This is a genomic window from Crenothrix sp., from assembly GCF_043729335.1.
In the GTDB taxonomy this organism is placed as follows: Bacteria; Pseudomonadota; Gammaproteobacteria; order Methylococcales; family Methylomonadaceae; genus Crenothrix.
In genome coordinates, this window is record NZ_JAYTLQ010000040.1 from 18,837 (window position 1) to 43,185 (window position 24,349).

General features: G+C 43.8%; 29 protein-coding genes. 10 read left to right on the forward strand and 19 right to left on the reverse strand.

What is annotated here, in order from left to right:
* Nucleotides 1–59: 59 nt before the first annotated feature.
* On the reverse strand, nt 60–968 hold the full coding sequence (gene rdgC, locus ACHZC4_RS08865) for a recombination-associated protein RdgC (protein ID WP_394753475.1): 909 nt from the start codon (nt 966–968) through the stop codon (nt 60–62).
* A 158-nt stretch (nt 969–1,126) separates the two neighbouring features.
* Between rdgC and ACHZC4_RS08870 the strand changes: the two genes are divergently transcribed.
* Both ACHZC4_RS08870 and yjgA read left to right on the forward strand, forming a co-directional pair.
* Complete coding sequence (locus ACHZC4_RS08870) at nt 1,127–1,315, forward strand: hypothetical protein (RefSeq protein WP_394753476.1); 189 nt, start codon at nt 1,127–1,129, stop codon at nt 1,313–1,315.
* 4 nt (nt 1,316–1,319) lie between these two features.
* Nucleotides 1,320–1,922 (forward strand): ribosome biogenesis factor YjgA, encoded by a 603-nt coding sequence (yjgA, locus tag ACHZC4_RS08875; RefSeq protein ID WP_394753477.1) that lies wholly within the window; start codon nt 1,320–1,322, stop codon nt 1,920–1,922.
* A 170-nt stretch (nt 1,923–2,092) separates the two neighbouring features.
* Here yjgA and dinB read toward each other — a convergent pair whose 3' ends face one another.
* The 8 genes from dinB to ACHZC4_RS08915 all read right to left on the reverse strand — a co-directional run bounded on the left by dinB (nt 2,093) and on the right by ACHZC4_RS08915 (nt 8,490).
* Nucleotides 2,093–3,175: a DNA polymerase IV gene (gene dinB / locus ACHZC4_RS08880; RefSeq protein ID WP_394753478.1), complete on the reverse strand. Its 1,083-nt coding sequence runs from the start codon at nt 3,173–3,175 to the stop codon at nt 2,093–2,095.
* Nucleotides 3,176–3,181: 6 nt separating this feature from the next.
* Nucleotides 3,182–3,490 (reverse strand): DUF4389 domain-containing protein, encoded by a 309-nt coding sequence (locus ACHZC4_RS08885; RefSeq protein WP_394753479.1) that lies wholly within the window; start codon nt 3,488–3,490, stop codon nt 3,182–3,184.
* 5 nt (nt 3,491–3,495) lie between these two features.
* Nucleotides 3,496–4,518, reverse strand: coding sequence for a DUF2333 family protein (locus ACHZC4_RS08890; protein ID WP_394753480.1), 1,023 nt, complete (start codon nt 4,516–4,518; stop codon nt 3,496–3,498).
* Nucleotides 4,519–4,585: 67 nt separating this feature from the next.
* The gene (gene xerC / locus ACHZC4_RS08895) at nt 4,586–5,539 is read right to left on the reverse strand and encodes a tyrosine recombinase XerC (protein ID WP_394753481.1); all 954 of its coding nucleotides are present in this window, start codon (nt 5,537–5,539) and stop codon (nt 4,586–4,588) included.
* Nucleotides 5,540–6,223, reverse strand: a complete 684-nt coding sequence (locus ACHZC4_RS08900) for a DUF484 family protein (protein ID WP_394753482.1) — start codon at nt 6,221–6,223, stop codon at nt 5,540–5,542.
* Nucleotides 6,220–7,083, reverse strand: coding sequence for a diaminopimelate epimerase (dapF, locus tag ACHZC4_RS08905; RefSeq protein ID WP_394753483.1), 864 nt, complete (start codon nt 7,081–7,083; stop codon nt 6,220–6,222). Before dapF ends, ACHZC4_RS08900 begins: the two co-directional genes overlap by 4 nt.
* Before the next feature lie 10 nt (nt 7,084–7,093).
* Nucleotides 7,094–8,341, reverse strand: coding sequence for a diaminopimelate decarboxylase (lysA, locus tag ACHZC4_RS08910; protein ID WP_394753484.1), 1,248 nt, complete (start codon nt 8,339–8,341; stop codon nt 7,094–7,096).
* An 8-nt stretch (nt 8,342–8,349) separates the two neighbouring features.
* Complete coding sequence (locus tag ACHZC4_RS08915) at nt 8,350–8,490, reverse strand: lipoprotein (protein WP_394753485.1); 141 nt, start codon at nt 8,488–8,490, stop codon at nt 8,350–8,352.
* 167 nt (nt 8,491–8,657) lie between these two features.
* Here ACHZC4_RS08915 and ACHZC4_RS08920 point away from each other — a divergent pair, with 167 nt between their 5' ends.
* The gene (locus ACHZC4_RS08920; RefSeq protein ID WP_394753486.1) at nt 8,658–8,981 is read left to right on the forward strand and encodes a rhodanese-like domain-containing protein; all 324 of its coding nucleotides are present in this window, start codon (nt 8,658–8,660) and stop codon (nt 8,979–8,981) included.
* Between the two features lie 22 nt (nt 8,982–9,003).
* Here the strand turns inward: ACHZC4_RS08920 and ACHZC4_RS08925 are convergent, their stop codons facing one another.
* Nucleotides 9,004–9,510, reverse strand: coding sequence for a hypothetical protein (locus ACHZC4_RS08925; RefSeq protein WP_394753487.1), 507 nt, complete (start codon nt 9,508–9,510; stop codon nt 9,004–9,006).
* A 97-nt stretch (nt 9,511–9,607) separates the two neighbouring features.
* The gene (locus ACHZC4_RS08930) at nt 9,608–11,566 is read right to left on the reverse strand and encodes an acyltransferase family protein (RefSeq protein WP_394753488.1); all 1,959 of its coding nucleotides are present in this window, start codon (nt 11,564–11,566) and stop codon (nt 9,608–9,610) included.
* A gap of 347 nt (nt 11,567–11,913) precedes the next feature.
* Here ACHZC4_RS08930 and ACHZC4_RS08935 point away from each other — a divergent pair, with 347 nt between their 5' ends.
* The 4 genes from ACHZC4_RS08935 to ACHZC4_RS08950 all read left to right on the forward strand — a co-directional run bounded on the left by ACHZC4_RS08935 (nt 11,914) and on the right by ACHZC4_RS08950 (nt 13,765).
* Entirely contained in the window at nt 11,914–12,150 is a 237-nt protein-coding gene (locus ACHZC4_RS08935) for an AbrB/MazE/SpoVT family DNA-binding domain-containing protein (RefSeq protein WP_394753489.1), read from the forward strand.
* Nucleotides 12,144–12,452: a type II toxin-antitoxin system PemK/MazF family toxin gene (locus ACHZC4_RS08940; protein WP_394753490.1), complete on the forward strand. Its 309-nt coding sequence runs from the start codon at nt 12,144–12,146 to the stop codon at nt 12,450–12,452. The genes ACHZC4_RS08935 and ACHZC4_RS08940 overlap by 7 nt, the downstream gene beginning before the upstream one ends.
* Nucleotides 12,453–12,549: 97 nt before the next feature.
* On the forward strand, nt 12,550–13,071 hold the full coding sequence (locus ACHZC4_RS08945; RefSeq protein ID WP_394753491.1) for a Uma2 family endonuclease: 522 nt from the start codon (nt 12,550–12,552) through the stop codon (nt 13,069–13,071).
* Between the two features lie 100 nt (nt 13,072–13,171).
* Nucleotides 13,172–13,765, forward strand: coding sequence for a Uma2 family endonuclease (locus ACHZC4_RS08950; RefSeq protein WP_394753492.1), 594 nt, complete (start codon nt 13,172–13,174; stop codon nt 13,763–13,765).
* Nucleotides 13,766–13,790: 25 nt separating this feature from the next.
* On the opposite strand, the gene ACHZC4_RS08955 is transcribed toward ACHZC4_RS08950, so the two are convergent.
* From ACHZC4_RS08955 to ACHZC4_RS08970, 4 genes are all read right to left on the reverse strand, one after another.
* Nucleotides 13,791–14,762: a 2-hydroxyacid dehydrogenase gene (locus ACHZC4_RS08955; RefSeq protein ID WP_394753493.1), complete on the reverse strand. Its 972-nt coding sequence runs from the start codon at nt 14,760–14,762 to the stop codon at nt 13,791–13,793.
* Nucleotides 14,763–15,077: 315 nt separating this feature from the next.
* Entirely contained in the window at nt 15,078–15,281 is a 204-nt protein-coding gene (locus ACHZC4_RS08960; RefSeq protein ID WP_394753494.1) for a hypothetical protein, read from the reverse strand.
* Nucleotides 15,282–15,285: 4 nt separating this feature from the next.
* Nucleotides 15,286–16,059 (reverse strand): NAD(P)H-quinone oxidoreductase, encoded by a 774-nt coding sequence (locus tag ACHZC4_RS08965; RefSeq protein ID WP_394753495.1) that lies wholly within the window; start codon nt 16,057–16,059, stop codon nt 15,286–15,288.
* Nucleotides 16,060–16,087: 28 nt separating this feature from the next.
* Nucleotides 16,088–16,270 carry a hypothetical protein gene (locus tag ACHZC4_RS08970; RefSeq protein ID WP_394753496.1) on the reverse strand — a complete coding sequence of 61 codons (183 nt, stop codon included), beginning with the start codon at nt 16,268–16,270 and terminating at the stop codon, nt 16,088–16,090.
* A 232-nt stretch (nt 16,271–16,502) separates the two neighbouring features.
* Here ACHZC4_RS08970 and argC point away from each other — a divergent pair, with 232 nt between their 5' ends.
* Nucleotides 16,503–17,534, forward strand: coding sequence for an N-acetyl-gamma-glutamyl-phosphate reductase (argC, locus tag ACHZC4_RS08975; protein ID WP_394753512.1), 1,032 nt, complete (start codon nt 16,503–16,505; stop codon nt 17,532–17,534).
* A gap of 112 nt (nt 17,535–17,646) precedes the next feature.
* Nucleotides 17,647–17,979 (forward strand): iron-sulfur cluster insertion protein ErpA, encoded by a 333-nt coding sequence (gene erpA / locus ACHZC4_RS08980; RefSeq protein ID WP_394753497.1) that lies wholly within the window; start codon nt 17,647–17,649, stop codon nt 17,977–17,979.
* 91 nt (nt 17,980–18,070) lie between these two features.
* On the opposite strand, the gene ACHZC4_RS08985 is transcribed toward erpA, so the two are convergent.
* Nucleotides 18,071–19,321 carry a peptidoglycan DD-metalloendopeptidase family protein gene (locus ACHZC4_RS08985; RefSeq protein ID WP_394753498.1) on the reverse strand — a complete coding sequence of 417 codons (1,251 nt, stop codon included), beginning with the start codon at nt 19,319–19,321 and terminating at the stop codon, nt 18,071–18,073.
* Nucleotides 19,322–19,503: 182 nt separating this feature from the next.
* Between ACHZC4_RS08985 and tyrS the strand changes: the two genes are divergently transcribed.
* Complete coding sequence (gene tyrS, locus ACHZC4_RS08990; protein WP_394753499.1) at nt 19,504–20,706, forward strand: tyrosine--tRNA ligase; 1,203 nt, start codon at nt 19,504–19,506, stop codon at nt 20,704–20,706.
* Nucleotides 20,707–20,768: 62 nt separating this feature from the next.
* Here tyrS and fbaA read toward each other — a convergent pair whose 3' ends face one another.
* The 3 genes from fbaA to ACHZC4_RS09005 all read right to left on the reverse strand — a co-directional run bounded on the left by fbaA (nt 20,769) and on the right by ACHZC4_RS09005 (nt 24,347).
* A complete protein-coding gene (fbaA, locus tag ACHZC4_RS08995) occupies nt 20,769–21,848 on the reverse strand; it encodes a class II fructose-bisphosphate aldolase (protein ID WP_394753500.1) in 1,080 nt (359 codons plus the stop codon).
* A 126-nt stretch (nt 21,849–21,974) separates the two neighbouring features.
* Complete coding sequence (locus ACHZC4_RS09000; protein ID WP_394753501.1) at nt 21,975–22,961, reverse strand: transaldolase; 987 nt, start codon at nt 22,959–22,961, stop codon at nt 21,975–21,977.
* A gap of 264 nt (nt 22,962–23,225) precedes the next feature.
* Nucleotides 23,226–24,347, reverse strand: a complete 1,122-nt coding sequence (locus ACHZC4_RS09005; RefSeq protein WP_394753502.1) for a hypothetical protein — start codon at nt 24,345–24,347, stop codon at nt 23,226–23,228.
* Between the last annotated feature and the right edge of the window lie 2 nt (nt 24,348–24,349).

Genomic DNA, 24,349 nt, shown 5'->3' on the forward strand with positions numbered 1-24,349 from the left:
ATTACAAGATGCTACCTAAGTTTGCCTAGTGTTCAGCCCTTAGTGAAATGCAGTCAGCATTAAGCTTTGTTTTCTCCGCCAAATAACTCCAACAAACGCGGCAAAAAATTAGCCAGTTCCGCAGACATAATAGAGAAGTCAGCATCAAACCTTGCAGCAGCATCATCAGCACTGCTTTCTGCCACCTGATCTTGAACCATATCCAGAAACTTCAAACGTTTAATGGATAAAATATCATCAATCACAAATGAAATTCGTTGATCCCAACTGATGGCCAGTTTAATCACTTCTTTGCCGGTATCTAAATGATTTTTAATTTCCGGCACAAACAGATTATGGCGCTTACAACGGATACTGCCGCCTTCTTCTTCCGGTGAACGCAATTCGCACTCATCTTCTATATTAATGTCGTCTGGGAATTGTTCTGTAGTCAGCCATTCCGTCATCACCGTGGTGGGTTTATTGATGGTATTAAGCGGTACAGCAGGCAACGAACCCAAACTTTTACGTAACAAACTCAGTAAATCTTCGGCCTTTTTGGCAGATGCGCTATCCACCACTAACCAGCCACCTTTAGGGTCAATGTAAGCGTAGGTATTGTTGGAAAAGGTGAAGGCTCTGGGCAGCAATTCAAAAATCAGCTCATCTTTAATCTCAGTGCGCTCTTTTTTGGATAATTTGCGGCCTTGTTGTTCTTCTTTTTCAAAAATCTTTTCTGCCGTCATTTCATTAACCACAGAAGAAGGTAACACGCGCTCTTCTTTTTTGGCACATAGCATCATGAAACCATTGGTACTGTGCAGGAGTTGTTGAGCCGATTTACCTAATGGCGCAGTCCAGCCCATGGCAGATAATTCGTGTGGCCCACAGGCACTAAACTGCATAGGCTCAAGTTGTTGTTCCAATTCTTCAGGGGTGAGGGTGAATGTTTCAGTAAGACGAAAAACGCTAAGATTTTTAAACCACATGGTGTGTAGATACTCTCTGAAATAAGGATGGACTATTATCGCAAATTTAACCCGTTAAGCCGGAAGTAAATTTGCTTGTGTTAACTATAGCAAAACTTATAAATAACAACGTGTTTTATGGTCTATGGTAAAGTACCTACCATTTGCTGGAGGTGTGTATGCAAGCATTGTCTACGTGGGAAAATTTGTTACTGGGCGCAATAGTCGTGTTGATGATTTTTTGGGCAGGACCTGGTATTAAACAATCAATCGCCCGTAGCAAACAGGCCAAATCTGATTGGCCCGCGTTTTTATTGCCTTTAGCGGTGGTAGTTTTATTTGTAATTTTTTTGATTGCGATGGTTTGAAGACATGATGGAACACGAGTACCTGTACGAAGAACAAGAAGATGAGGTTGAATACTATGCGGTTCGGCCTAATAAAACACTGATTAAAAAAGAGATTGGTGTGCTTTTTAAATTAGCCGAGGAAATGTCTGTGTTATCGGCGGCGCATTTGAAAAGTTTGGAGCTGCCAGAGAAGATTCACAACGCCGTGGTTGAAGTGTCGGTGATGAAACTGAATGGCGCACGTAAACGTTTATTAAAGTTTATTGCCGGGCAGTTGCATAAAATGGATGTCGATCCTATTTTAGAAAGATTGGCTCGCATTAAAACCCAAAGTGCGCACGTAGTCAGAGAGCATCATATTACCGAGCGCTGGCGTGATCGTTTGATTAACGATGGCAACGATGCCTTGGCTGAGTTGATGGAGGAGCATCCGCAAGCTGATCGGCAAAAACTACGGCATTTGGTGCGTAGTGCACAAAAAGAAGCAGAGCTTGCTGCGCCACCGAAGTCATCACGCTTGTTATACCAATATTTGAAAGTGTTGTTCAGCAGCTTAGAAGATGAGGAAAACGATGACGCTGAGTATGACGAATTTGACGATGGGGATGAAGAAGGGGACGATTAATTAATGGGAAAGCTTTGTCCACGAAAAACACGAAAGGTACGAAAAAAGCCATAGACAGACTTGTTCGTTTGCAATCCGTTAATCCAATCAAAATATTACACTTAATCCCTGCAAAGTAGAACCTGCATTTTTTTTGTGTCTTCCGTGGACAGAAAATCTCTTATAAATTGTTAAACATTAAACAAGTCGATTTGCTGGGGTGGTTGCAACTGAGATGCAGGGTTTAACGATGATAGCGTGATGCCCAGCAAACGCACGCCGCGCTTGCCTACGTCGGTATTTTTCAGCAAGTCTTCTAAAATGCCGTATGAGCTTAGCGCGGGTGTAATTGCCTGTGTTAGGGTACGGCTGCGGGTAATTTGTATAAAGTCATGATATTTGATTTTCACTGTCAATGTATACGCAGACAGATGCTTGTCAGCGACCTTGCTGGCCGCATTTTTTAACAGCACTTGCAAATGATCAAGAATTTCCTGTCTGGTAGTAATATCCTGCTGCAACGTGGTTTCTACCCCTATCGACTTACTGGCTCTGTGATTGTTAACAGGGCGATGATCGATACCCCTACAAATCGCGTAGTAGTGCAAACCCGCTTTGCCGAAATGCTGCTGTAAAGTTTCAAGTGGTATTTTTTTCAGGTCACTGCCGGTATGCACATCCAAATCGTGCATTTTTTCCGCAGTGGCTTTACCAATGCCATGAAATTTACCAATAGCAAGCCGTTCGGCAAATGCCTCGCCTTGTGCGGGTGTAATCAAATATAAACCGTCGGGCTTATTAATGTCTGAGGCCATTTTGGCCAGAAATTTATTGTAAGAAATACCAGCAGACGCGGTGAGTCGCGTTTTTTGCTGGATGGCGGCTTTAATGGCATTGGCGATTAACGTTGCCGAACCTTGATGCAAAGCTACATCGCTGACATCCAGATAGGCTTCATCCAGCGATACGGGTTCAACAATGTCAGTGTAGTCAGCAAAAATGCTGCGGATGATGTTGGAGGCTTCTTTGTAGGCCTCAAAACGTGGCTTAACAAATATGGCCTGAGGGCATAATCGGTAAGCCTTGGATGAAGGCATGGCAGAATGAATGCCATATTTTCGGGCTTCGTAGCTACAAGCAGCAACCACGCCACGAGCAAAGGGTTGGCCACCGACGATAAGCGGTTTATTTTGATATTGGGGGAAATCACGTTGCTCTACAGCGGCAAAAAAAGCATCCATATCAATATGGATGATTTTGCGTGTAGAGCTCATAAACGTTTATTTGCCGGAAGCGTCCGGTATTTTTAACTCAGCAGTTAAGTTCCAGGCGGCAAACGGAAAAGGCAGTATATCGGTATTGAAAGATAAAAATAGCCAGATGTGGTAGGTATAAATAGACAGGCTACGCCCAAAATCTAAAATATTAGTGTTGATTTTGCCGGTTAATAACAAGGAAGCAATTTGCAATATAATCACAGCCCATAACAACATCCGGACCAACATGCCAATAGCGGCGAAAATCAGCATAAAGAAGATTCTTTTCCAGGTACTGAGTTTTTTTAAATTTTCGTTGATTTGCTCATCCATAATTTTTAACCTCTGTTCATAATATCGCGTAAATCCAGTGCCGCAGCGTTAGCGCGAGCAATGTAGGTTGCCATTGTTAATGAATAATTGGCAAACAAACCATAACCGCCACCATTGAGAATCATGGGGCTTAAAATCGGGTTCATGGCATTTTCTAAAGCTTTAATCATAATATCCACGGTACGCATGGCACGCTTATCAAGCAAAATATCTTTAAAATCATGCTTAATAGCCCGAAGAATATGCAGCAACGCCCAGCTTGCGCCGCGGGCTTCATAAAAAACGTCATCAATTTCTAACCAAGATATTTTGGCTAATGGCGTGCCTAGTTTTTCGGCTTCTTCTCTTTCTTCAATAGATATACCAGGGCCTAGGTTTTCGCTAGAGCTATTGGCGCTAAGACGCGTAGAAAGTCCGCCTAAACGTTTAATAACCACTTCGGTATATTGCCATAGGTTGTCGGCTCTTGAATAAAATTGCGCCTGTTTTACGTTGCCACCATATTTTTGCAAACGTATCATGTACTTATGCAAGGCATCAATGCCTTTTTGGTACTCAGCCTCTGTGGAAGGCAGCGCCCAGGAATCATTTTCATAATAAAAATAAGGCTCGGCAATGGCTAAGTCAGAATCTTCGGCAGATTGCGATTGATCTCGGGCAAAGTGATTCCTGAGCGCCGAGGTTGCATCGCGTAACATAACCAACGCACCGTACTCGAAGTTTTTGACGTTATCCAGTAATAATCCTGGGGGGGCTACGTCGTTGGTAATGTAACCACCGCTTTTGTGTAGCAGAACCTCAGAAATATGTGCCAAGGTGTTCGTGTAGGTATAACCAAGAGGCGCTTCGGTTGTATTGGTTTCCTTCATCCGCTTAGTGGCTTCATCGTTGATGTTGAACTGCTCTGGCTCTGCCCCCCACCATGCGCCCAATATAATAAGAACGATTGTTGTGACCAAGCCAAGCACACCAAACCCCCAAAGTATGCCTTTAGATTTTTCGTCGTGCTGCGTATCGCTGTCCGCCATTTTGGTATCCTAACTAAAAGAGGTATGTTTGGTGATAAAAAGATTGCTTTCTGTATTGAAATTTTTTTCACATGGTAGCAGGTTTTTCAGTTTTTTGCTTATTGACAGTAGGGCTGTCAATTTTTTTTTTGGCACGCGGATGGGCGTTATCATAGACTTGGGCCAGATGCTGAAAATCCAGATGGGTATAGATTTGCGTGGTGTTAATATCGCTATGGCCAAGTAATTCTTGTACGGCACGCAAGTCTTGGCTAGATTCTAACAGATGGCTGGCAAAGGAATGCCTGAGCATGTGGGGATGAATGTGTTCCGCGATGCCTTTTTTTTGACACCATTGCTTGAGCCGAGCTTGAATGCTGCGTTGCCCCAATCGCGTACCTTTGTGCGACACAAATAAGGCTGTTTCACAGGTTTGGGCGATTTTGGCGCGTAATGCTAACCACGTCATGAGGGTGCTAATGGCCTTGCTGCCTATGGGGAGTAAGCGTGCTTTTCCGCCTTTGCCAACGCGTACAATCAGCGAATGATCAAGTAGATCAATGTCATTAACATCGAGTGCAGCCAGTTCGCTAAGACGAAGGCCCGATGAATAAAACAACTCAAACATGGCGATATCACGTGTTTCCAAATGCGAGCTGGTTTCAGCTTCCAACAGACCGGTTATTTGGTCGACATCTAAAGTTTTAGGCAGTTTCCGTACTGGTTTAGGCGATTTAACATACTGAGCCGGATTACTGTTTGTATCATTATTTTTAAGTAAATAATTGTAAAAACTACGAATGGCTGATAATTCACGCTGCAAGCTTTTGCCGCTAATGCCTAGACGATAACGGCTGGCAATATGATAGCGGATATCGGCTTGTTTAACTTCTGAGCAATTTTTAATGGCTTTGTCACTACAGTAGCGCATCAGTTGCTTGAGGTCGCGTTGATAGCTTTTTAGGGTATGGGGTGATGCGCTTTGTTCAACACTGAGCTGTCTTAGAAAATCATTTAACAGCTGCTCAAAATCCGCTGACATTTAAGGCTTCGGAATAAACGAAATGAGTCGGGTGGCGATAATTTCGCTCATTTGTGTTAATAACATATTGCCCATACCGTATTGAAACCGGCCTTCTTTACGGCTACCAATGGCCAGTATGCCTTCCAGCTCAGTAAATAACAGCGGAATAATGACGCATGAGCGAACTTCTAATGCTGAATCGCCAAACAGTGTTTTGGCCTGGGTTAGCGTAGGGCGTCCGCAACTGGGTTGATTGCTGGCCAGTTCACTGGCAAATGGTTTTAAGCTGTCAGTGTCGGAGCCGATAAATAAATCGGCCAGCGTAGAATTGCCAGTCGGTTTAATAATGCGCAAGGCAACAAAATCGGTTAAAAAATATTCCGATAACACGATATTAAGATGATTTATAACTTCTTCCAGGCTAGTCGCATCAAGCAAAGCCAAGGTGAGCTTGTGCATGCGGGTGCAAGCAATATCATTTTCACGGGCGATTTCTATTAAATTCACCAGCTGCTTTTCTTGTTCATCGTGCTTGGTTCTAAATATTTCCAGTTGTTTAGAAACCAATGAAACCGCATTGCCACTGGGATGCGGGATATGCATGTGTTCCAGTAAAGCCAGGTGTTTATTGAAAAAATCGGGGTGTTGTTGCAGATAAGCTTCAACCTCTTGTGCTGTTATCAGAGATTGTTGATTATTCATAAAGCGATGCTCCCATCATAAACGGAGGTGGCAGGGCCGGTCATGAACACCGGTTCACCTCGCCCCGCCCAGTTTATTTTTAGGTTGCCGCCCGGTAATTCAACCAGAACGTCATGTGAAAGTGTGTGTTGTTCAATGCCTATGATTACCGCAGCACAAGCACCGCTACCACAGGCAAGGGTTTCTCCTGCGCCGCGCTCGTACACCCTGAGTTTAATATGGTGTTGATCTATGATTTGCATAAAACCAATATTGGCACGTTCAGGAAAAATGACATGACTCTCTAACTCCACCCCAATACTGTCGACCTGTGCGGTTTTGATATCATGCACTTGCAGTACGGCGTGGGGGTTACCCAGAGAAACCGCACCAAAAGCCCGTTGGCTGACATGATTGGAAAGGTTATCCGCTTGGTGGTGTTTTGGTGCGATATCAGCGCTGTAAAATTTGGATTCTTCTGTTGCCAATAAGGGGATTTCAGCAGGTTTGTGCTTGGGAATCCCCATATTAACGGTAATCATATTGTCATCATCAAAGCGTAATATCAACATGCCTGAGTTGGTACGCACACAAATTTCATCTTTGTCTGATAGGTGTTTATCACGTACGTAACGCGCAAAACAACGTGCACCATTACCACATTGTGCCACTTCGCTGCCATCGGCATTAAAAATCCGGTAGGTGAAATCGCTTTCATTATCCATGGCCGTTTCGACCAGCAGTAATTGGTCAAAACCGATACCAAAATGCCGATCGGACATAAAACGGATTTGCTCGGGAGTGAGAGAAATCACTTGATTGATGGCATCAATAACCACAAAGTCATTGCCAAGGCCGTGCATTTTGGTGAAGTTAATCATAGTCTATCGCTTAAGGTAATAAATGTTCGCCAGCCCACAGTTGCGTTACAGTTTCTCTTTCTCTAACCAAGTATAGTTGACTTCCATCAACCATCAACTCAGGTACACGAGGTCTGGAATTATAGTTAGAGCTCATGGAAAAACCATAAGCGCCGGAAGAGCGTATCGCCAATAAATCGCCTTGGGCAATTTTAAGCTGGCGTTCTTTACCCAGAAAATCACCTGTTTCGCAAACAGGCCCAACAATATCCCACGTTTGTTCAATGGCATGGCTGTTTTGATTAACCGGAATAATTTCTTGCCAAGCGCTGTAAAGGGCTGGGCGTATCAGGTCATTCATGGCCGCATCAACAATGGCAAAGTTTTTACTGTCGGTGGGTTTTAAATATTCCACTTGTGTGACCAAAATGCCGGCATTGCCGACAATGGCACGACCAGGCTCCAATAAAATCTCGTAATCACTGCCGTGTAATCGCGCTAACAATTGCTCAATATAATACGCAGGTTCCGTGGGTTGCTCATCTTTGTAACGAATGCCAAGACCGCCGCCAAGATCAAGATGGTGCAGAGTAATGCCTTCTGCTTTTAGAGTATTGGCCAGCGTCAGCACCCGATCCAGCGCATCCAGGAACGGTTGGATTTCGGTCAGTTGCGAGCCAATATGGCAATCAATACCCACGATGTTGATATGCGCCATGGTAGCGGCGCGACGGTATTCATCAAGCGCATGTTTAATGTCGATACCGAATTTGTTTTCTTTCAATCCGGTAGAAATATAAGGGTGAGTTTTGGCGTCCACATCAGGATTGACCCGAAACGACACATTGGCAATAACGCCCAATTGCTCTGCCAGCAGATTAATTCTATCCAGCTCGCCGCTTACTTCAATGTTAAAGCAACGGATACCGATTTTTAAGGCGGCGAGAATTTCATCTTCTCGCTTCCCTACGCCAGAAAAGACGATTTTTTTAGGATCGGCACCCGCCGCAATAACGCGCTCCAGTTCGCCACGTGAAACAATATCAAATCCTGATCCTAGCCGCGCCAAAATATTGAGGATGGCAATATTAGAATTGGCTTTAACGGCATAACAAATTAAATGCGGATGGTCGCCAAAAGCGTGGTCAAAAGCGTGCCAATGTTTTTCCAGTGTGCGGCGTGAATAAATGTAGCAAGGGCTACCGTAGGTGTAGACAATATCGTGTACTGAAACATCTTCGGCGAACAGTTCATTGTTCTTATAGTTAAAATAATCCATTGTTATTGTTAGTCTTTTTTAAGTTCTTTAGGTTCGGGTGCGGGTTTAACAAGTACCGGTTCGGGTTTGGTGGGCAAGTACAGCGGGCCGGGTTGTCCGCAACTCGTTAAAGTCAAAATCAGTGATACAAAGAGTAATTTTTGAGGCATCAGCAGTTCATTTTTACAATGACAAAATATGTGCAATGATAAGCTGATTTTTAATAAAAGGCATTATAAATACGGGGAACTATTGCGCGTTTTAAAAAATTTTCTTGAATAGTGAACATATTTTTTTTGCCAAAAACCAGTATAAAAACATTAAAAGGAGAAGATTTATGGCGATAAAGCAAATTTTGGCAACGGAATTAAAAAATAAATTGCAGCACAATGACCATGTGGTTTTGCTCGATGTCAGAGAAGCTGACGAATTTCATTATGCCCATATTGAAAATAGCGTGTTAATTCCATTAAATCAACTGCCACAAAGTTTGGCGCAATTAGATGCCAATGATGACATTGTTGTTATTTGTCATCATGGGTTGCGTAGTCAGCAAGCGGCACAGTATTTGGTACATTCAGGCTTTATCAATGTGACAAATTTAGTGGGTGGTATTGATGCCTGGTCGTGTTTATGCGACAGTTCGGTACGTCGTTATTGAATAGTGACGTTATTTTACACGGTTAACGCGGACTCTTTCGAGATTGCGATTTGGCAAAATGCACGTTTTTTTGCTCTAAATCGGCAAATTTTTGTTCCATACGTGCTACAGCTGTGGAATCGAGGAAACGGGGTTCAGGTTTTTCATCCGCTGTTATTAACGGCGGGCTGAACTTATCAGAATAGAGTCGGATGATAAGATTTTTAAACCATTTCGGCCGTCTGCGCACAATATACAGTGCCGTTGGAATGACAATCGGGACTAAAAGATCGGCAATGAATATAACTACTAAGCCTACCGTACAGTTTTTACGCACCACTAGAGGATCGTGAGCCGTTAAGACGGCTGAGTTATAGGTTTCAGAAGTATCTGCAATTGTTTCGTTATAAAGGTCATGGGTAACGCGTGGCAACCAGTCCGGCCTTTTTCTGATGGCATATAAGCTGTAAAGAGAGGTAAAGGGTACTGGAAGAATTTCAATAATTAATAAACCAATGATGACCAGTGTGCATTTTGTTTGCAGTTTCATTTTTTTCCAGGAGTATGGTTTACAGCGCCGAAAGCGTAACAAATAATCCCGTATGAAGCAAAGGTCGACTGCTTAAAAAAGGGGCGTGTGCGGGTATTTAAATAAACTTACGAAGAATAGGCGCTAATATTGTCTTGGCCACGTAACTGGATGCTACCAACGTAAAGTGGCCGTAATCGTAAGTGATTAAACCTTCTTTACGATCGCCGTTAAGGTAGGTTATGCAGCCTTTGCTATTGCATAGCTGATTGACTAGCGACACATAAGTGACATCGGGGGATTGCTTGTACTTGGCTTGCATTACCTCATCGGTATGAATAATGGTTTTATCCAGATGCGTAGCCATTCTGTCCTGGTAATCTGTCCAGTGTTTTCTGAGCATAATTTTGTATAAAAAAGGTTGCCATTGCGGCACAGGGCCTACCAGGACAACATGTTGTACACCGGCTGCTTTTAAGCGTGCAATGGTGTCATCGTAATTGGTGTGTTCATGGCCTCTTTGTTGAGCCAAAATAACGATATTAGGTTTAAGGGCTTGAATTTTTTGCCATACAAATTGGTTGGCTTTATTGCAGGTTTGCAAAGGATCTGGCGTTAGGTTTGTTAAAGACGGTGGGCAGCCGGAAGAGCCTGCCTGCAACAATGACACATCGGCGGGCAGGTTTTGCATTAAGCCATAATTTAAATGCTGTACATGAGAATCACCCCACAGAAAAACTACTTTTTTTGAATGGGGCGTGTAGCAAAGACGGTCAATTTCTCCTCTAGGTACAGATTTTTCGATGTCATAAAAATTGCATTCATGGTGTTCTAAGGCGATTAAATGGTGGCTATGGGTATAATTTAAGTCGCCAAAAAATGCGCTGTAATCTACTTTATCCTGCATACGAAACGTAAAACCATTGGCTATTTGTGTGCCGTAACCCACAATCAGCAACGCTGACAATAAAAAACAAAGCCCTGCGGTTTTATTATGTGGTTTTGCGCCAAAGCGTATGGGCTGCTCGATAATACGGTAGGTTAGCCACGCTAATAAAATACTGGCAGCGACCAACATTACGCGCATTTCCAGTGTGGGTGTACCTAATGCCATAATGCGGGCGAAGCTTAGTAGCGGCCAGTGCCACAGGTACAAGGGAAAGCTGATTAAACCGATGAAAACCAAAACAGGATGAGCCAGCAGTTTTTGATTAATCCACGTTGTTTTTCCTGCAAAGATTAGTAATGCTGCGCCCAGCACGGGCAAAATCGCCCACCAGCCTGGAAAGGCTTTGCTTTTATCCAGATAGACAACGGCAGTAGCAATCAATAAACAACCTGTCAGTGCGGCTATATTATTGTATCGTGAAGTGTTTTTGTGCTCCTGAAAAGTGTTGCTATCATTTGTTTTCAAGCTCAGATAAGCCAGCAGTGAACCTGCCATTAATTCCCAAAAGCGCGTGAGAGGTGAATAGAAATCCCTGACAGGATCGGCACTTGCACTACGGATATTGAATATAAAGGAGGCCAGTATGAGTAGTAGCAACAACCAAAGTACGTTGAAGCGTTTTTTAATGGCCAACACCAGCAATACTGGCCACAGGAAATAAAATTGTTCCTCAATGCCCAGAGACCATAAATGCAGTAACGGTTTTAGTTCAGCCTGGTTATCAAAATAACCGGATTCGCTCCACAGGACAAGATTGGCAACAAAGCCCGAACCGCCAGCGATATGTTTGCCCAGTTCCTTGAATTCATCGGGCAATAGCACAAACCAGCCAAAAATAAAACACGCGGTTAAGACTACAATCAGCGCCGGAAATATACGCTTGATGCGTTTGGCGTAAAAACCGCTAAAGCTGAATTGTTGGCGTTTAATATCAGTAAGAATAATACCCGATATAAGAAAACCTGAAATAACAAAGAAAATATCGACACCGATAAAGCCGCCTTTCAGCCATTCTGGGAAGGCATGAAAACCCACGACCAATAACACGGCAATGGCGCGTAGGCCGTCTATGTCGGGGCGATAGTTTGGATGGATGGTTAGGGGATTGGCGGTTTTTTTTGTTGTCATGGATTGATATTAACTTAAATCAGGCGATGCACAAAATTTCGATTGTAAAGCGACTTAAGCAAATTTGCGATGTGTTTCCAAGTAATGTGGACAAAAAGCATACGCAGATGAACAGCCTGTCCTACAAAGGTAGAACAGGCCACCATTGCTGCCTTTCTTAACCGCGAAACTGCCAAAATAGACGAACTCACCGCCGAAGCCAAAACGGCCCATCACCTTCTTAAAGAACGCCGCACCGCCCTGATTTCCGTCGCCGTCACGGGCAAAATTGATGTGCGCGGTCTTGTTGTTTCGGACAATAGGTTATAACATAGTTATTACTTTTATTGTTTTTTGAGACAGGAATAATGCGTACTCATTTAAGAAAAATCGGTAATTCACGTGGGGTAATTATTCCGTCTGCATTATTGGAAGCCTGCGAGTTAGGCGAAGAGGTGGAATTGCGGGTCGAGGGCAAAACCTTGGTGATCGAGGCGTTGCAAGTGCCGCGTAGTGGCTGGTTTGACGGCTATCAGGCAGAAACCGATAGTGATGTGTTGGCATCGCTGCCTGTTGACGAGGATAGCGGAGAGTGGGAATGGTAAGGCGCGGCGACGTGTATTGGGTCAACCTTGATCCAACAGTCGGCACGGAAATCAAAAAAACGCGTCCAGCTTTGGTGGTATCGCCTGACGACCTTAACACGGTGTTGCCACGTGTGATTATTGTGCCCTTAACCAGTAAAGGGCAATCGTTAGGCTGCCGACCAGAAATCATTTTTGATGGTCGCCCAGCACGCATTTTGTTGGATCAAATCCGCTGCGTTGATAAACGGCGGTTGCTCGGCAAAATGGGCGAAATTGAAAGCGCTGTGTGGCATTCCTTGTTGATGGAAATGCTAGCTTAATCTGAAATCAAGCCTCCAGCATTGCTACTATGACGATCAACACGTTCACCTAATCCGTTTGGGTAGCCCATGCCCAATTGTTTAAAAATAGGTTGAGTTGATCAAAGGCAAAATCATGTTGATGTCGCCTGCGCCGAATGTGAATCATCAGCATATTTCAGTAGACTTAAGTAGCGTTATACACCAATTTTTTAGGCATAAAAAATGTGAAGTTTTTGTCGCATCGTTTGATGTGCGTTTGTATGATCGCAAAAAATCCCTGCTAGCCAATACAGATATACACACGGTGGTACAGCCAGATTTATGTGTAATTTGTAATTCTGATGTACTGGATCAGCAAGGCTGTAACGGTGCGCCGGATTGGATTATTGAAATTTTGTCCAAAGGTAATTCCAAACGGGAAATGCAGATTAAATATCAACTTTACCAGGAAAGTGGCGTACAGGAATATTGGCTAGTGTATCCAGAATTGCAGGCTGTGCATCAGTTTGTGCTGGATGACAAGGATTGTTATCAACTTAAGTGCATGGCGGCGGAGGATGATATTGTCACGCCATATTTATTTCCTGAGCTGGCTATTGATTTGGCCGAAGTTTTTGAAAGCTGGGTGGAGGAATAAATTATTACCGCTATTGCATTAATGGGTGTTGTGGCACTTACTATGACGTGTTGGTTAACGCCCGCTAATTTGAAAGTTCGCTACTTTTTTGAGGTGAATTATGTCCAGCATCATTAAACAAACACGTTACAGCGCAGAAGAATACTTAACCTTGGAACGCAATGCGCCGTATAAAAGCGATTTCCACAACGGTGAGATTTTTGCAATGACCGGTGCAAGTCGCAAGCATAATCTGGTTTCAGGAAATATTTACCGAGAGCTCAGTTTGCAACTCAAAAAACGCCGTTGTGAAGCCTACATGAGTGATATGCGTGTTAAGGCTGCTAAAGCGCGTAGCTACCATTATCCCGATATTGCTGTGGTGTGTGGGAGACCGGAATTTGAAGATGCTCATGCTGATACTTTATTGAATCCAACAGTGTTGATTGAAGTGCTGTCGCCTTCCACGGAAGCGTATGATCGGGGTGGCAAATTTGCCCATTACCGTAAGATTGCCAGTCTGTGCGAATACCTGCTGGTAACGCAAGACCAGCCCAGCATTGAGCGTTATATGCGGCAAGGTGATGTTTGGATATTGTCGGAATCGGTGGATATTGAAGCTTCCATGTCCATAGAGAGCATAGGCTGTACGCTTAATCTACGTGAGGTTTATGACAAAGTTCTGGATGATGTGGATCAACCTGAAATTGAATGAGCTAATCAGATTTCGACATAGGATTTTAAATAACCCTATCCCCAGGCTCTTCACCTGCAAAAAAAGCCTTAATATTCTGTAAAACCCGTTCGCCCATGGCAACGCGTGTCTCTTCGGTAGCACTGCCTAAATGCGGTAATAATGCCACATTGTCCAGTTCCAAAAAGCTAGGATCAATATTCGGTTCATTCTCGAATACATCCAGGCCAGCACCCGCAATCCAGTGTTCTTTAAGGGCTTTGATGAGTGCCTTGCTATCAACAACATCCCCGCGTGCAGTATTAATAAGATGAGCCGATGGGCGCATCTGTTTGAGAGATTGTTCATTAATCAAATGATGGGTTGCCGGAGTGCCTGGGCAATGCAAGGACACGAAATCCGATGCTTTCAATAATTCTTCAAGCGTGTCGCAGCGCATCGCTTTTAAATTATCGACAATTTTTTGTGCCGGTGCAGAAGGCGCAAAAAACAGAATATTCATATCGAAACCAAAATGGGCTTTTTTAGCCATGGCTTGGGCAATGCGGCCAAACCCAATCAAGCCTAAGGTTTTGCCAGTCACTTTCTGGCCGACCAATTGTGTTGGACACCAGCCAGCCCATTGCTGGTTTTTTATCATACGACTGCCTTCTGCGGCACGGCGCGCGGACATTAATAGCAGCAACATGGCAATATCTGCGGTGCAATCGGTAAGTACATGCGGCGTGTTGGTAACGATTAAGCCTTGCGTCTTGGCGGCAGTGATATCAATATTGTTATAGCCTACGCCAAAGTTAGCAATGAGCTTGGCGCGTTTATCGGGGACGTTGATGATGTCAGCAGTGATTTTATCGGTTACCGTGGGCAGTAAAGCATCAGCAATTTGCAACGCGTCTTTGAGTTCAGCGTCCGTCATGGGGATGTCAGTTGCATTCAGCTGGACATCGTAAAGGGCACTGAGTTGATCTTCAACGTTTTTTGGCCATTTTCGGGTTACTACGATTTTGGGTTTGTTCATGGGGAGTTGTTTAGATGTAAATTTAAATAACAAAGGTAGCTATTCATTTGAGCAGCATATCTACGCTCATATTATCAGAACCCGTATTGCACAGGCTTATTTTGTTGGTGGATTACGGTTTTCAAAAAGTCTTCAATTAGGTTAATAATTTTATTGTGGGTTATCTGGCAAACATGGCAGTTTCAAAGAATATGAACAGGCCTCCAAGTTAAGCTGCTACGGTTTATCGCCCGACGCAATAGCTGACGTATTGGGTAAAGATCCTCGAACCATTACCGGTGGTTACAGGCGATTTCCAAAAAAGCCAACCTTATTTCATAATGTTATCTGCCTATCGATAACCTTGGCTGCCTTATTCATACAAATGGATGAATTTTGAAGTCGGCAGCCGCAAAACCCATACAGCAACCCAGCTGGTGGCACGCTTGAAACACTATATCGGCAATCAATAATCACCCCATTGTCGTGTTCAAGATATTCCAGAACGGTATGTGCGGAAATAACAGTAGTCAGTGGCATGTTTTTATACCGTTAAGATGATTTTGCCAATATGCTGGCTGCTTTCCATCAGTTGATGTGCCTGCATAGCTTCAGTCAGTGCAAAAGTGGAGTGTGTAACCGGTTTAATGGTTCCAGCTTCCAGTAAAGGCCAGACATGTTTTCGTAGTTTATTAGCAATAGCTGCTTTAAAATCATCGTCTCTGGCTCTTAAAGTCGAGCCGGTAATGGTCAGGCGTTTTAGCATAATGGGCAGCAGATTTATAGTGGACTTATCGCCTTTTTGTAAGGCTATCTGCACCAGGCGGCCATCAAAAGCCAAGCAACTGAGATTGCGTGGGAAGTAATCGCCACCCACCATATCCAAAATAACATCGACACCTTGGTTATGAGTTAGTTGTTTAATAGTCTCTACAAAATCCTGAGTATTGTAATTAATAGCGGCATCAGCGCCCATATTTATGCAGAATTGACATTTTTTTTCAGAACCGGCCGTAATTACTACTTTAGCGGCAAAAGCTTTAGCCAGTTGGATGGCGGTTATGCCTATGCCGCTGCTACCGCCGTGTACCAATAGCCATTCATTACTGACTAGCTTGGCTCGATCAAACACATTGCTCCATACGGTAAAAAACGTTTCAGGAAGCCCGGCGGCTTCGGTGAATGAAATATTTTTAGGAATGGGTAAGCAGATTGCTTCGCTGGCTAGGCAATATTGGGCATAACCGCCGCCGGTAACCAATGCACATACCGGATCACCTATTTTTAAATAACTCACCTTAGCACCGATAGCCACCACCTTACCGGCTAATTCCAGGCCTGGAATATCAGAAGCACCGGGGGGGGGGCGGATATAAGCCTGTGCGCTGCATGATATCTGGCCTGTTAACTCCCGCCGCTAGCGTTTTTATCAATACTTGATAACCGGTCGGCTGAGGCGTAGGGCGCGTTGTGGGGCGCAAAATAGAATCAATAATTTCAATGGCGAGCATATCCGTAGGTATTTGCATAGCCTGGGTTCTGTAAACTGCGTAAAATAGTTATTATAAGCAAAATTTGTAATGACTTCGTAGCTAAAATTAAAACCTACTAAAGTTACCATTACCGTGGGGGAACTGATAAAAAAAATTGTTTTTAAGGAAGTTGCATGGCGCTATGGGCAGGTTCTCCCTGATCTTGATGTAAAGTGCGCACTAAATAGTTATCCTATTTTTTAATTAGCGAGTGATAGGTCAAATAGAAATGATTCAAGCGGGCATTGTGGGCGGAACCGGTTATACCGGTGTGGAATTATTACGGATTTTGGCGTTGCATCCGGAAGTGAACGTATCAGTGGTGACATCACGTAACGATATTGGAACCCGGGTTGATGCGTTGTATCCCAGTTTACGCGGCGCTATTGATGCTGTGTTTAGTGCGCCCGATATTGTAGGATTAAGCACTTGCGATGTAGTATTTTTTGCGACGCCTAATGGTACCGCTATGTTAATGGCTGAACAGCTATTGGAACATGGGGTAAAAATAATTGATCTTTCTGCTGACTTTAGACTGAAAGATGCACGCGAATGGCAACATTGGTACGGCATGGAACACGCGTGTCCGGCGTTATTAACAGAAGCAGTATATGGATTGCCAGAAACCCACCGGGCTGCCATTAAAAATGCCAGGCTGGTGGCTAATCCGGGATGTTATCCTACGGCGGTACAACTGGGTTTTTTACCGTTGCTTGAAAACGACCTCATTGATCCCCATCATTTGATTGCCGATGTTAAATCCGGTGTCAGTGGGGCAGGGCGCAAAGCTGAACTGGGTACTTTAATGAGTGAAACCGGCGAAAGTTTTAAAGCCTATGGCGTTGCAGGGCATCGGCATTTGCCGGAAATTCGTCAACAACTTGCTTTGGCTGCCCAGCAATCGATAGGTTTAACGTTTGTGCCGCATTTAACGCCGATGATTCGGGGTATTCATGCAACACTTTATGCGCGTCTTAATGCAGATGCTAGTAGCTTACAAGCCCTGTTTGAACAAAAGTATGCCGATGAGGTCTTTGTAGATGTATTACCTGCCAATTCGCATCCAGATACGCGTAACGTCAGAGGCAGCAATTATTGCCACATTTCCATTCATCAGCCACAAGGACAAGATACGGTTGTGGTGTTATCGGTGATTGATAATTTGGTAAAAGGTGCAGCAGGGCAGGCCGTTCAAAACATGAACCTGATGTTCGGCTTACCCGAACAAACTGGTTTAAACACGGTGGCGCTTTATCCTTAACATGAGGTAAATGATCAGTTTCTTTTAAAATGATTCAACTCAGTACAGCTTGACTAAGCAATAACAGCTGTTCATAATCAAATAACTTTTATTTTTGTGGTATTAAACTTTTATGGCTAATCCAATAATTTTTACTGACAGTGCTGCGGCTAAAGTGAGTGAATTAATTGCTGAAGAAGGTAATGACAACCTGAAGCTGCGAGTGTACGTTTCAGGCGGCGGTTGTTCCGGTTTTCAGTATGGCTTTACTTTTGATGAAGAAATCAACGAGGATGATACCCACGTTGAAAATGGCGGCGTTACTGTATTGATTGATTCAATGAGTATTCAGTACTTGACGGGGGCACAAGTCGACTATAAAGAAGATGTGTCCGGTGCGCAGTTTGTTATCCGTAATCCCAGTGCAAAAACAACGTGCGGCTGCGGATCATCGTTTTCAGTTTAAATCTAGTTTTTGGGAAGCCTGCAACAGCGGGGTTTTCCTTCTCACGCTTATAGCTAACCGTATTGAATACGGTTAGCTTGCCAATCCATGATTAATTGTATCTAGAATAAGCTCTGGCAAATAACGTCTTTGCTTTGGCTTGGTTCAACTGCGCCAACGTATGTTGGGTTTGCATTTTAAAATCAGTCATCGATGCCGTATTGCTAGGCAGTGAATGCGATAATTGTGCGGTGACTGTTAAAGGATTACGGTGTTCGCCGTCCACACGGAATTCGTAATGCAAGTGCGGCCCTGTAGCCAGACCTGTTTGTCCGACATAGCCAATCACTTCACCTTGACGAACATGACTGCCGTTTTGTATACCGTTTTTAAAATCCGACAAATGCGCGTAAAGCGTTTCGTAATGCTCGCCGTGGCTAATGATGACAACTTGTCCGTAACCGCCTTTGCGACCTAGAAAAGTAACTTCACCGTTACCCGTAGCCTTAATGGGCGTACCGGTACGCGCGGCGTAATCGACACCTTTGTGGGCACGTATTCGGTTTAAAATCGGGTGTCTGCGATTGAGATCAAAATGCGAACTGATGCGGGCATAATCAACCGGCGTACTTAAAAACGATTTTTGTAAACTCATGCCTTCCGGTGTGTAGTACCCCGTATTGCCTTGCTGATCAATATAGCGTACAGCGCGGTGAGTCCTGCCTTCATTGGTAAATTCAGCAGCAACAATCTCATCATCGCCACCAAAACCGCCACGTTCATACACTACAGTAAACCGGTCTCCACTGTGTAAATCTGTTGCAAAATCAATATCCCAAGCAAAAACCTGCGCCAGCTGTTCCATGACATCCGCTGACAATCCCGCACTATGGCCTGCTGCCGCCAAGGTTGAGCGAATAGTGCCTTGTGCGCTGAACACCGGTTTAGCACCATAGCGTCTAAAATGGTGAGTGTTTATTTTTGTCGTCTCTGGTGGTCTTAAGAAAAACCGGCTACGCCCAATGGCAGATAGGTTGCGTACATCATCTCTGCCTGCATAAGACAGATGCCCAAATTGGTAAGCATTCCCTCTTATCGCTTGCAAAGGAGTGCGGCTTGATATTGTGGCAACGCGTGTACCATTATTATTTGCACTGACCAGTTCATGATATTCAGCGTCGTTAGCACGTACTCTTGCGTAGACATCAGCAAGGGTTTCGCCGACTTGTAGCCGATGGCTCATGATGCGGGTATGCGTCACACCACGAAATGACTTTATTTTAGCCGATTTGGCATGCCCAGTGCTTGCCGCAAAAACCAAAACCATCCCGGTAAATAAAGAAGCATAAATTTTATTTTTCACGTTAGCTTTGTCAAGTTTTTGAAATTTAATCAAAATAAAAACCCATAATTTAATAATAACTACATTTTAAAATGTTTCACGGTTATTTACCAATAATAGTTCAAATTGAAGATTTTATTCTGTTGATAATGCACATTAACCCTATAATAACCGTACTTTAGTTCGCATGCGTGGAGAAAATAGTGCAAGCAGATGTCCTGTCAAATCTACTTCGAGGAGTAGATGAAGTTTTAGTTGAGCATGAATTGGTAAAAAAACTGCAAGAAAATCGGCCATTAAGGATTAAAGCCGGTTTTGATCCGACTGCTCCCGACCTGCATTTGGGGCATACGGTTTTAATTAATAAATTAAAACAGTTTCAAGATTTTGGCCATCAGATTTTATTTTTGATTGGTGATTTTACCGGCATGATCGGCGATCCAACCGGTAAAAATGTCACTCGCAAGCCATTAACACGGGAAGAGGTTTTGGCCAATGCTCAAACCTATCAAGATCAGGTATTTAAAATTCTTGATCCTGACAAAACTCAGGTCATGTTTAATTCTACCTGGATGAATGCCATGTCGCCTGCGGATTTAATCCAGCTAGCTGCCAAACATACCGTAGCGAGAATGCTGGAGCGTGATGACTTTAGCAAGCGTTTTAAAGGCGGCCAGCCCATTGCCATCCATGAATTTTTATATCCTTTGATTCAAGGTTATGATTCGGTCGCTATGCAATCGGACGTAGAACTGGGTGGTACTGATCAGAAATTTAACTTGCTGGTCGGACGGCAGTTACAGGAAGTGTTCGGGCAAAAGCCGCAGGTGGTAATGACCATGCCGATTTTGGAAGGCCTGGATGGCGTGCAAAAAATGTCCAAATCACTTAATAATTATATTGGCATAGCCGATTCAGCTGATGATATGTTCGGAAAAATCATGTCTATTTCCGATGATTTAATGTGGCGGTATTTTGAACTATTGAGTTTTCGGCCAATGATCGAAATCAACACCTGGCTGGAAGAGTGCAAACAAGGTGCAAATCCTAGAAATTACAAAATAAAACTGGCACAAGAGATTATCGAGCGTTTTCATAATGCCGATGCTGCCAATAAAGCCTTGGAAAGTTTTGAAGCCCGTTTTCAGCGCGGCGCCATGCCGGATGAAATTGATGAAATTGAGTTAATAATAAGCGCAGACAGTTGCGGTATTGCCAATGTGTTAAAAGAGACTGGATTAACCGGCAGTACCTCCGAGGCGATACGCATGATTAACCAAGGTGCGGTAAAAATTGACGGTGAAAAAATCTCTGATCCAAAAATGGCGATTGCGGTTGGTACTGAACATGTGTATCAAATCGGTAAAAGAAAGTTTGCGCGGGTTCGCATAGTCACAGAAACTTGATAATATTTTAGATAAAAAAAAGCCGATGCATAAAATGCATCGGCTTTTTTAATATAGCTAATTTATAAAGAATTAACCGCGTTTAAATCTGAAAACGCCTGTTCCAAACGAGTTACTATGCTCACTTCACTAGCACGTTGCCATACGCGTGGGTCATAGTATTTTTTGTTCGGTTTGTCATCGCCATCCGGGTTGCCGATCTGGCCTTGCAAATAACCTTCATTGTTTTTGTAAAATTGTCTAATACCGTCCCAAGCTGCCCATTGGGTGTCGGTATCGATGTTCATTTTGATAACGCCATAACTAATGGATTCGCTAATTTCTTGCTCAGAAGAACCAGAGCCACCGTGGAAAACGAAATTAAGGGTATTGGTAGGCACTCCGTATTTTTCGGACACATAAGCTTGTGAATTAGCCAAAATAGACGGTGTTAATTTAACATTACCCGGCTTATAAACACCATGCACGTTACCGAAAGACGCTGCAATGGTAAAACGTGGGCTGATTTTGCTTAATTCTTCATAGGCATACGCGACATCTTCAGGTTGGGTATACAACAAAGAATGGTCTAAGCCACTGTTGTCTACGCCGTCTTCTTCGCCGCCGGTAACACCTAATTCAATTTCCAGTGTCATGTCCATTTTGGACATGCGTTTTAGGTATTCGCCACAAATCTCAATATTTTCTTTCAAGCTTTCTTCAGAAAGATCAAGCATGTGTGAACTGAACAATGGTTTGCCTGTTGCCGCAAAGTGTTTCTCACCGGCATCTAACAGCCCATCTATCCAAGGCAATAGTTTTTTAGCGGCATGGTCGGTATGCAAAATAACCGGTACGCCATAAGCTTCAGCCATTGCGTGTACATGCTGTGCGCCAGAAATAGCGCCCAAAATAGCCGCTTGCTGGCCTTCAGCCTTAAGGCCTTTACCCGCAACATACTGCGCGCCGCCATGCGAAAACTGAATGATGACAGGAGCTTTAACTTTAGCTGCTGCTTCTAAAACAGCATTGATGGAACCAGTACTGATGACGTTAACAGCAGGCAGTGCCATTTTATTTTCTTTGCAAATGGCAAATACTTTTTGAACATCTTCACCGGTCACAACACCGGGCTTTACTACATCTAAAATTTTCTGTGACATATTTAATTTTTTATAAAAACAGGAGTTTGAGTCGTGCAGTTAAATACACGACCGAAATAAACTTTTTTAGGCATTAGCTTGCAGTGTTTAAGCCGAGACTAATAGCCCCGGCTTAAACAGAAAGATTTAACCTTCCAAACTTGCCAAACGGGCAGATAGCAATTCTTCCAAGGCTTCCAGGGCTTTTTCAAAACCTACGATACCTTCGGCCAATTTGTCAGTTGCCATGCGGTTTTCCGCGTGCATACTTTCAAATGTAGCTTTATCCATGTGTATTTTTTCAATAGACATCGCCGCCGCTTTAGCTGGATCAAGCTTGCGAGGTAAATCACCTTCAGTAGCTTGCAACTCAGCCAGTAAAGATGGTGCAATTGTCAATAAATCGCAACCGGCCAATTCGGTAATTTCGCCGATATTACGGAAACTTGCGCCCATAACTTCAGTTTTATAGCCAAATTTCTTGTAGTAATTGTAAACATCAGTCACTGATACTACACCTGGATCTTCATTAGCCGGATAAGAATCGCGACCGGAATCTTTTTTATACCAATCCAAGATTCTACCGACAAACGGTGAAATCAGCGTGATGCCGTTTTCAGCACAGGCAATGGCTTGGTGCAATCCGAACAACAAGGTCAGGTTGCAATGGATGCCTTCTTTTTCTAATACAGCCGCGGCTTGAATACCTTCCCAAGTAGAGGCAATCTTGATTAAAATACGATCAGAGTCAACACCATTTGCCACATATTGGGCAATGATCTCACGGCCTTTGGCAATCGTCGCTTCAGTATCAAAAGATAAACGTGCATCCACTTCAGTAGAAACACGGCCTGGAATGATTTCCAATATTTTAAGGCCAAAAGATACGGCCAAACGGTCAAATGCTAAGTTAGCTACTTCTGCGGCTGACGCATCGGCACCTAAGCTTGCACGCGCAGCTTTCAAGGTATCATCAACAATGCCTTGATATTGTGGCATTTGTGAAGCGGCTGTAATTAATGAAGGATTTGTCGTCGCATCTTGTGGCTTAAATTTCTCAATCGCCTCAATATCGCCGGTATCAGACACAACTACCGTCATTTTTCTCAGTTGGTCTAACAAATTATTTGCCATACGTAACACCTATATTTCAAGTTAAAAAACCTACAACCCAGCTTTCATAAAGTCTTACAAAAGGTTTAATTAGACTTTTATGGAAGCGGAAAATTCATTCAGTGGCAATACCGAAGCTAACGCTTGCTCGGTATAAGTGGCGGGCATGGGATAAAACCTCGACACCCCACTGTATAACGGACTTCGGGGTATCGCCACGTATGGCATCTACCCCGATGTTAAAATACCGACAGAAAACGGTACGCTTTATACGATACGCGGACGTTAAGACACCGCTACATTATTGCGAAGATACTTAGCGACACCTGTCACAGCCTCTTGACCTGCTGGAATAAATTCACCTTCTAGCAACTTAGTTTGGCTGTGTTTTTCTAAATAGCGAGAAAGTCCCGTTGTGCCTGGCTCAAAATTGACAACAATGATATTGCTTTGTTTGATGTCGGAAAGCACTGTCGCCTGCTGGGCAAGATACTTGGCAACCTTGCTTTCTAAAGGTTTGGCTTTAGCATTGTCGGCTTCTTTAATAAGATATTTCTCAACACCGCTGACCACAGGATACACCCGTGCTGGCAAGCTGGCTTGCGATTTTACGTATTTACTGACACTACTGACGACCGGCTTGGGGTTTGCGGTACGCTGTTGTAAAGCAACATACTTATCAACGCCGCTTTGCGGTGGCCGTTTTATTTCTGCAATCAGCAGCTTAGCCAAATACTTGGCAACACCGCTGGCACGCGGCTTATTAGCCGCAAGTTTTGCTTGTTGTTGGGCATATTTTTCAACGCTGGTTAATGCCGAATCATCTTGCGTTACTTGCGGTTCTGTTACGATAGAGGCAGCGACTAAGGCAGCTTCTGCTTTATCTTGGGCAAGTTTGGCTTCTTGTTCAACGAAGCGGGCAATAATCGCAGCGGCAGCGGTTTTTCGGGCAGCACAATCCTTCTCTGCCTGATATTTAGCCACACCGGTTAAACTTATAATACGGTTAGCCTCAACATCCTGTTTAGCAAGATAGCTTGCCACGCTGCTTAGCTTAGCCGCCGTAACTGGAACTTCAGTTTTCAGTTTGACGGTATATTTTGCAACACCGGTCATAACAGGGGTTGCCCTGTCAATAACCGCTTGTTTAAGCAAGTATTTAGCAACGCCGGTTATGGGAGATGACAGGTCTTTTTTCCTTAAATACTTGCCCACCGATGACACGGTTTGCATGGTATCCATATACTTGGAGACACCTGTAATGGATGGCCGAGCCGCCAAATATCTCGCCACACCGGTCACTTCATTGCTAGGATTAACAGCAACCAAAAAATTCTCCTGGCTTTCAGTCGGTTTACGACGAGATAACGATTTATCGACTAAATCGATTGCGCGACTGCGTACCATCT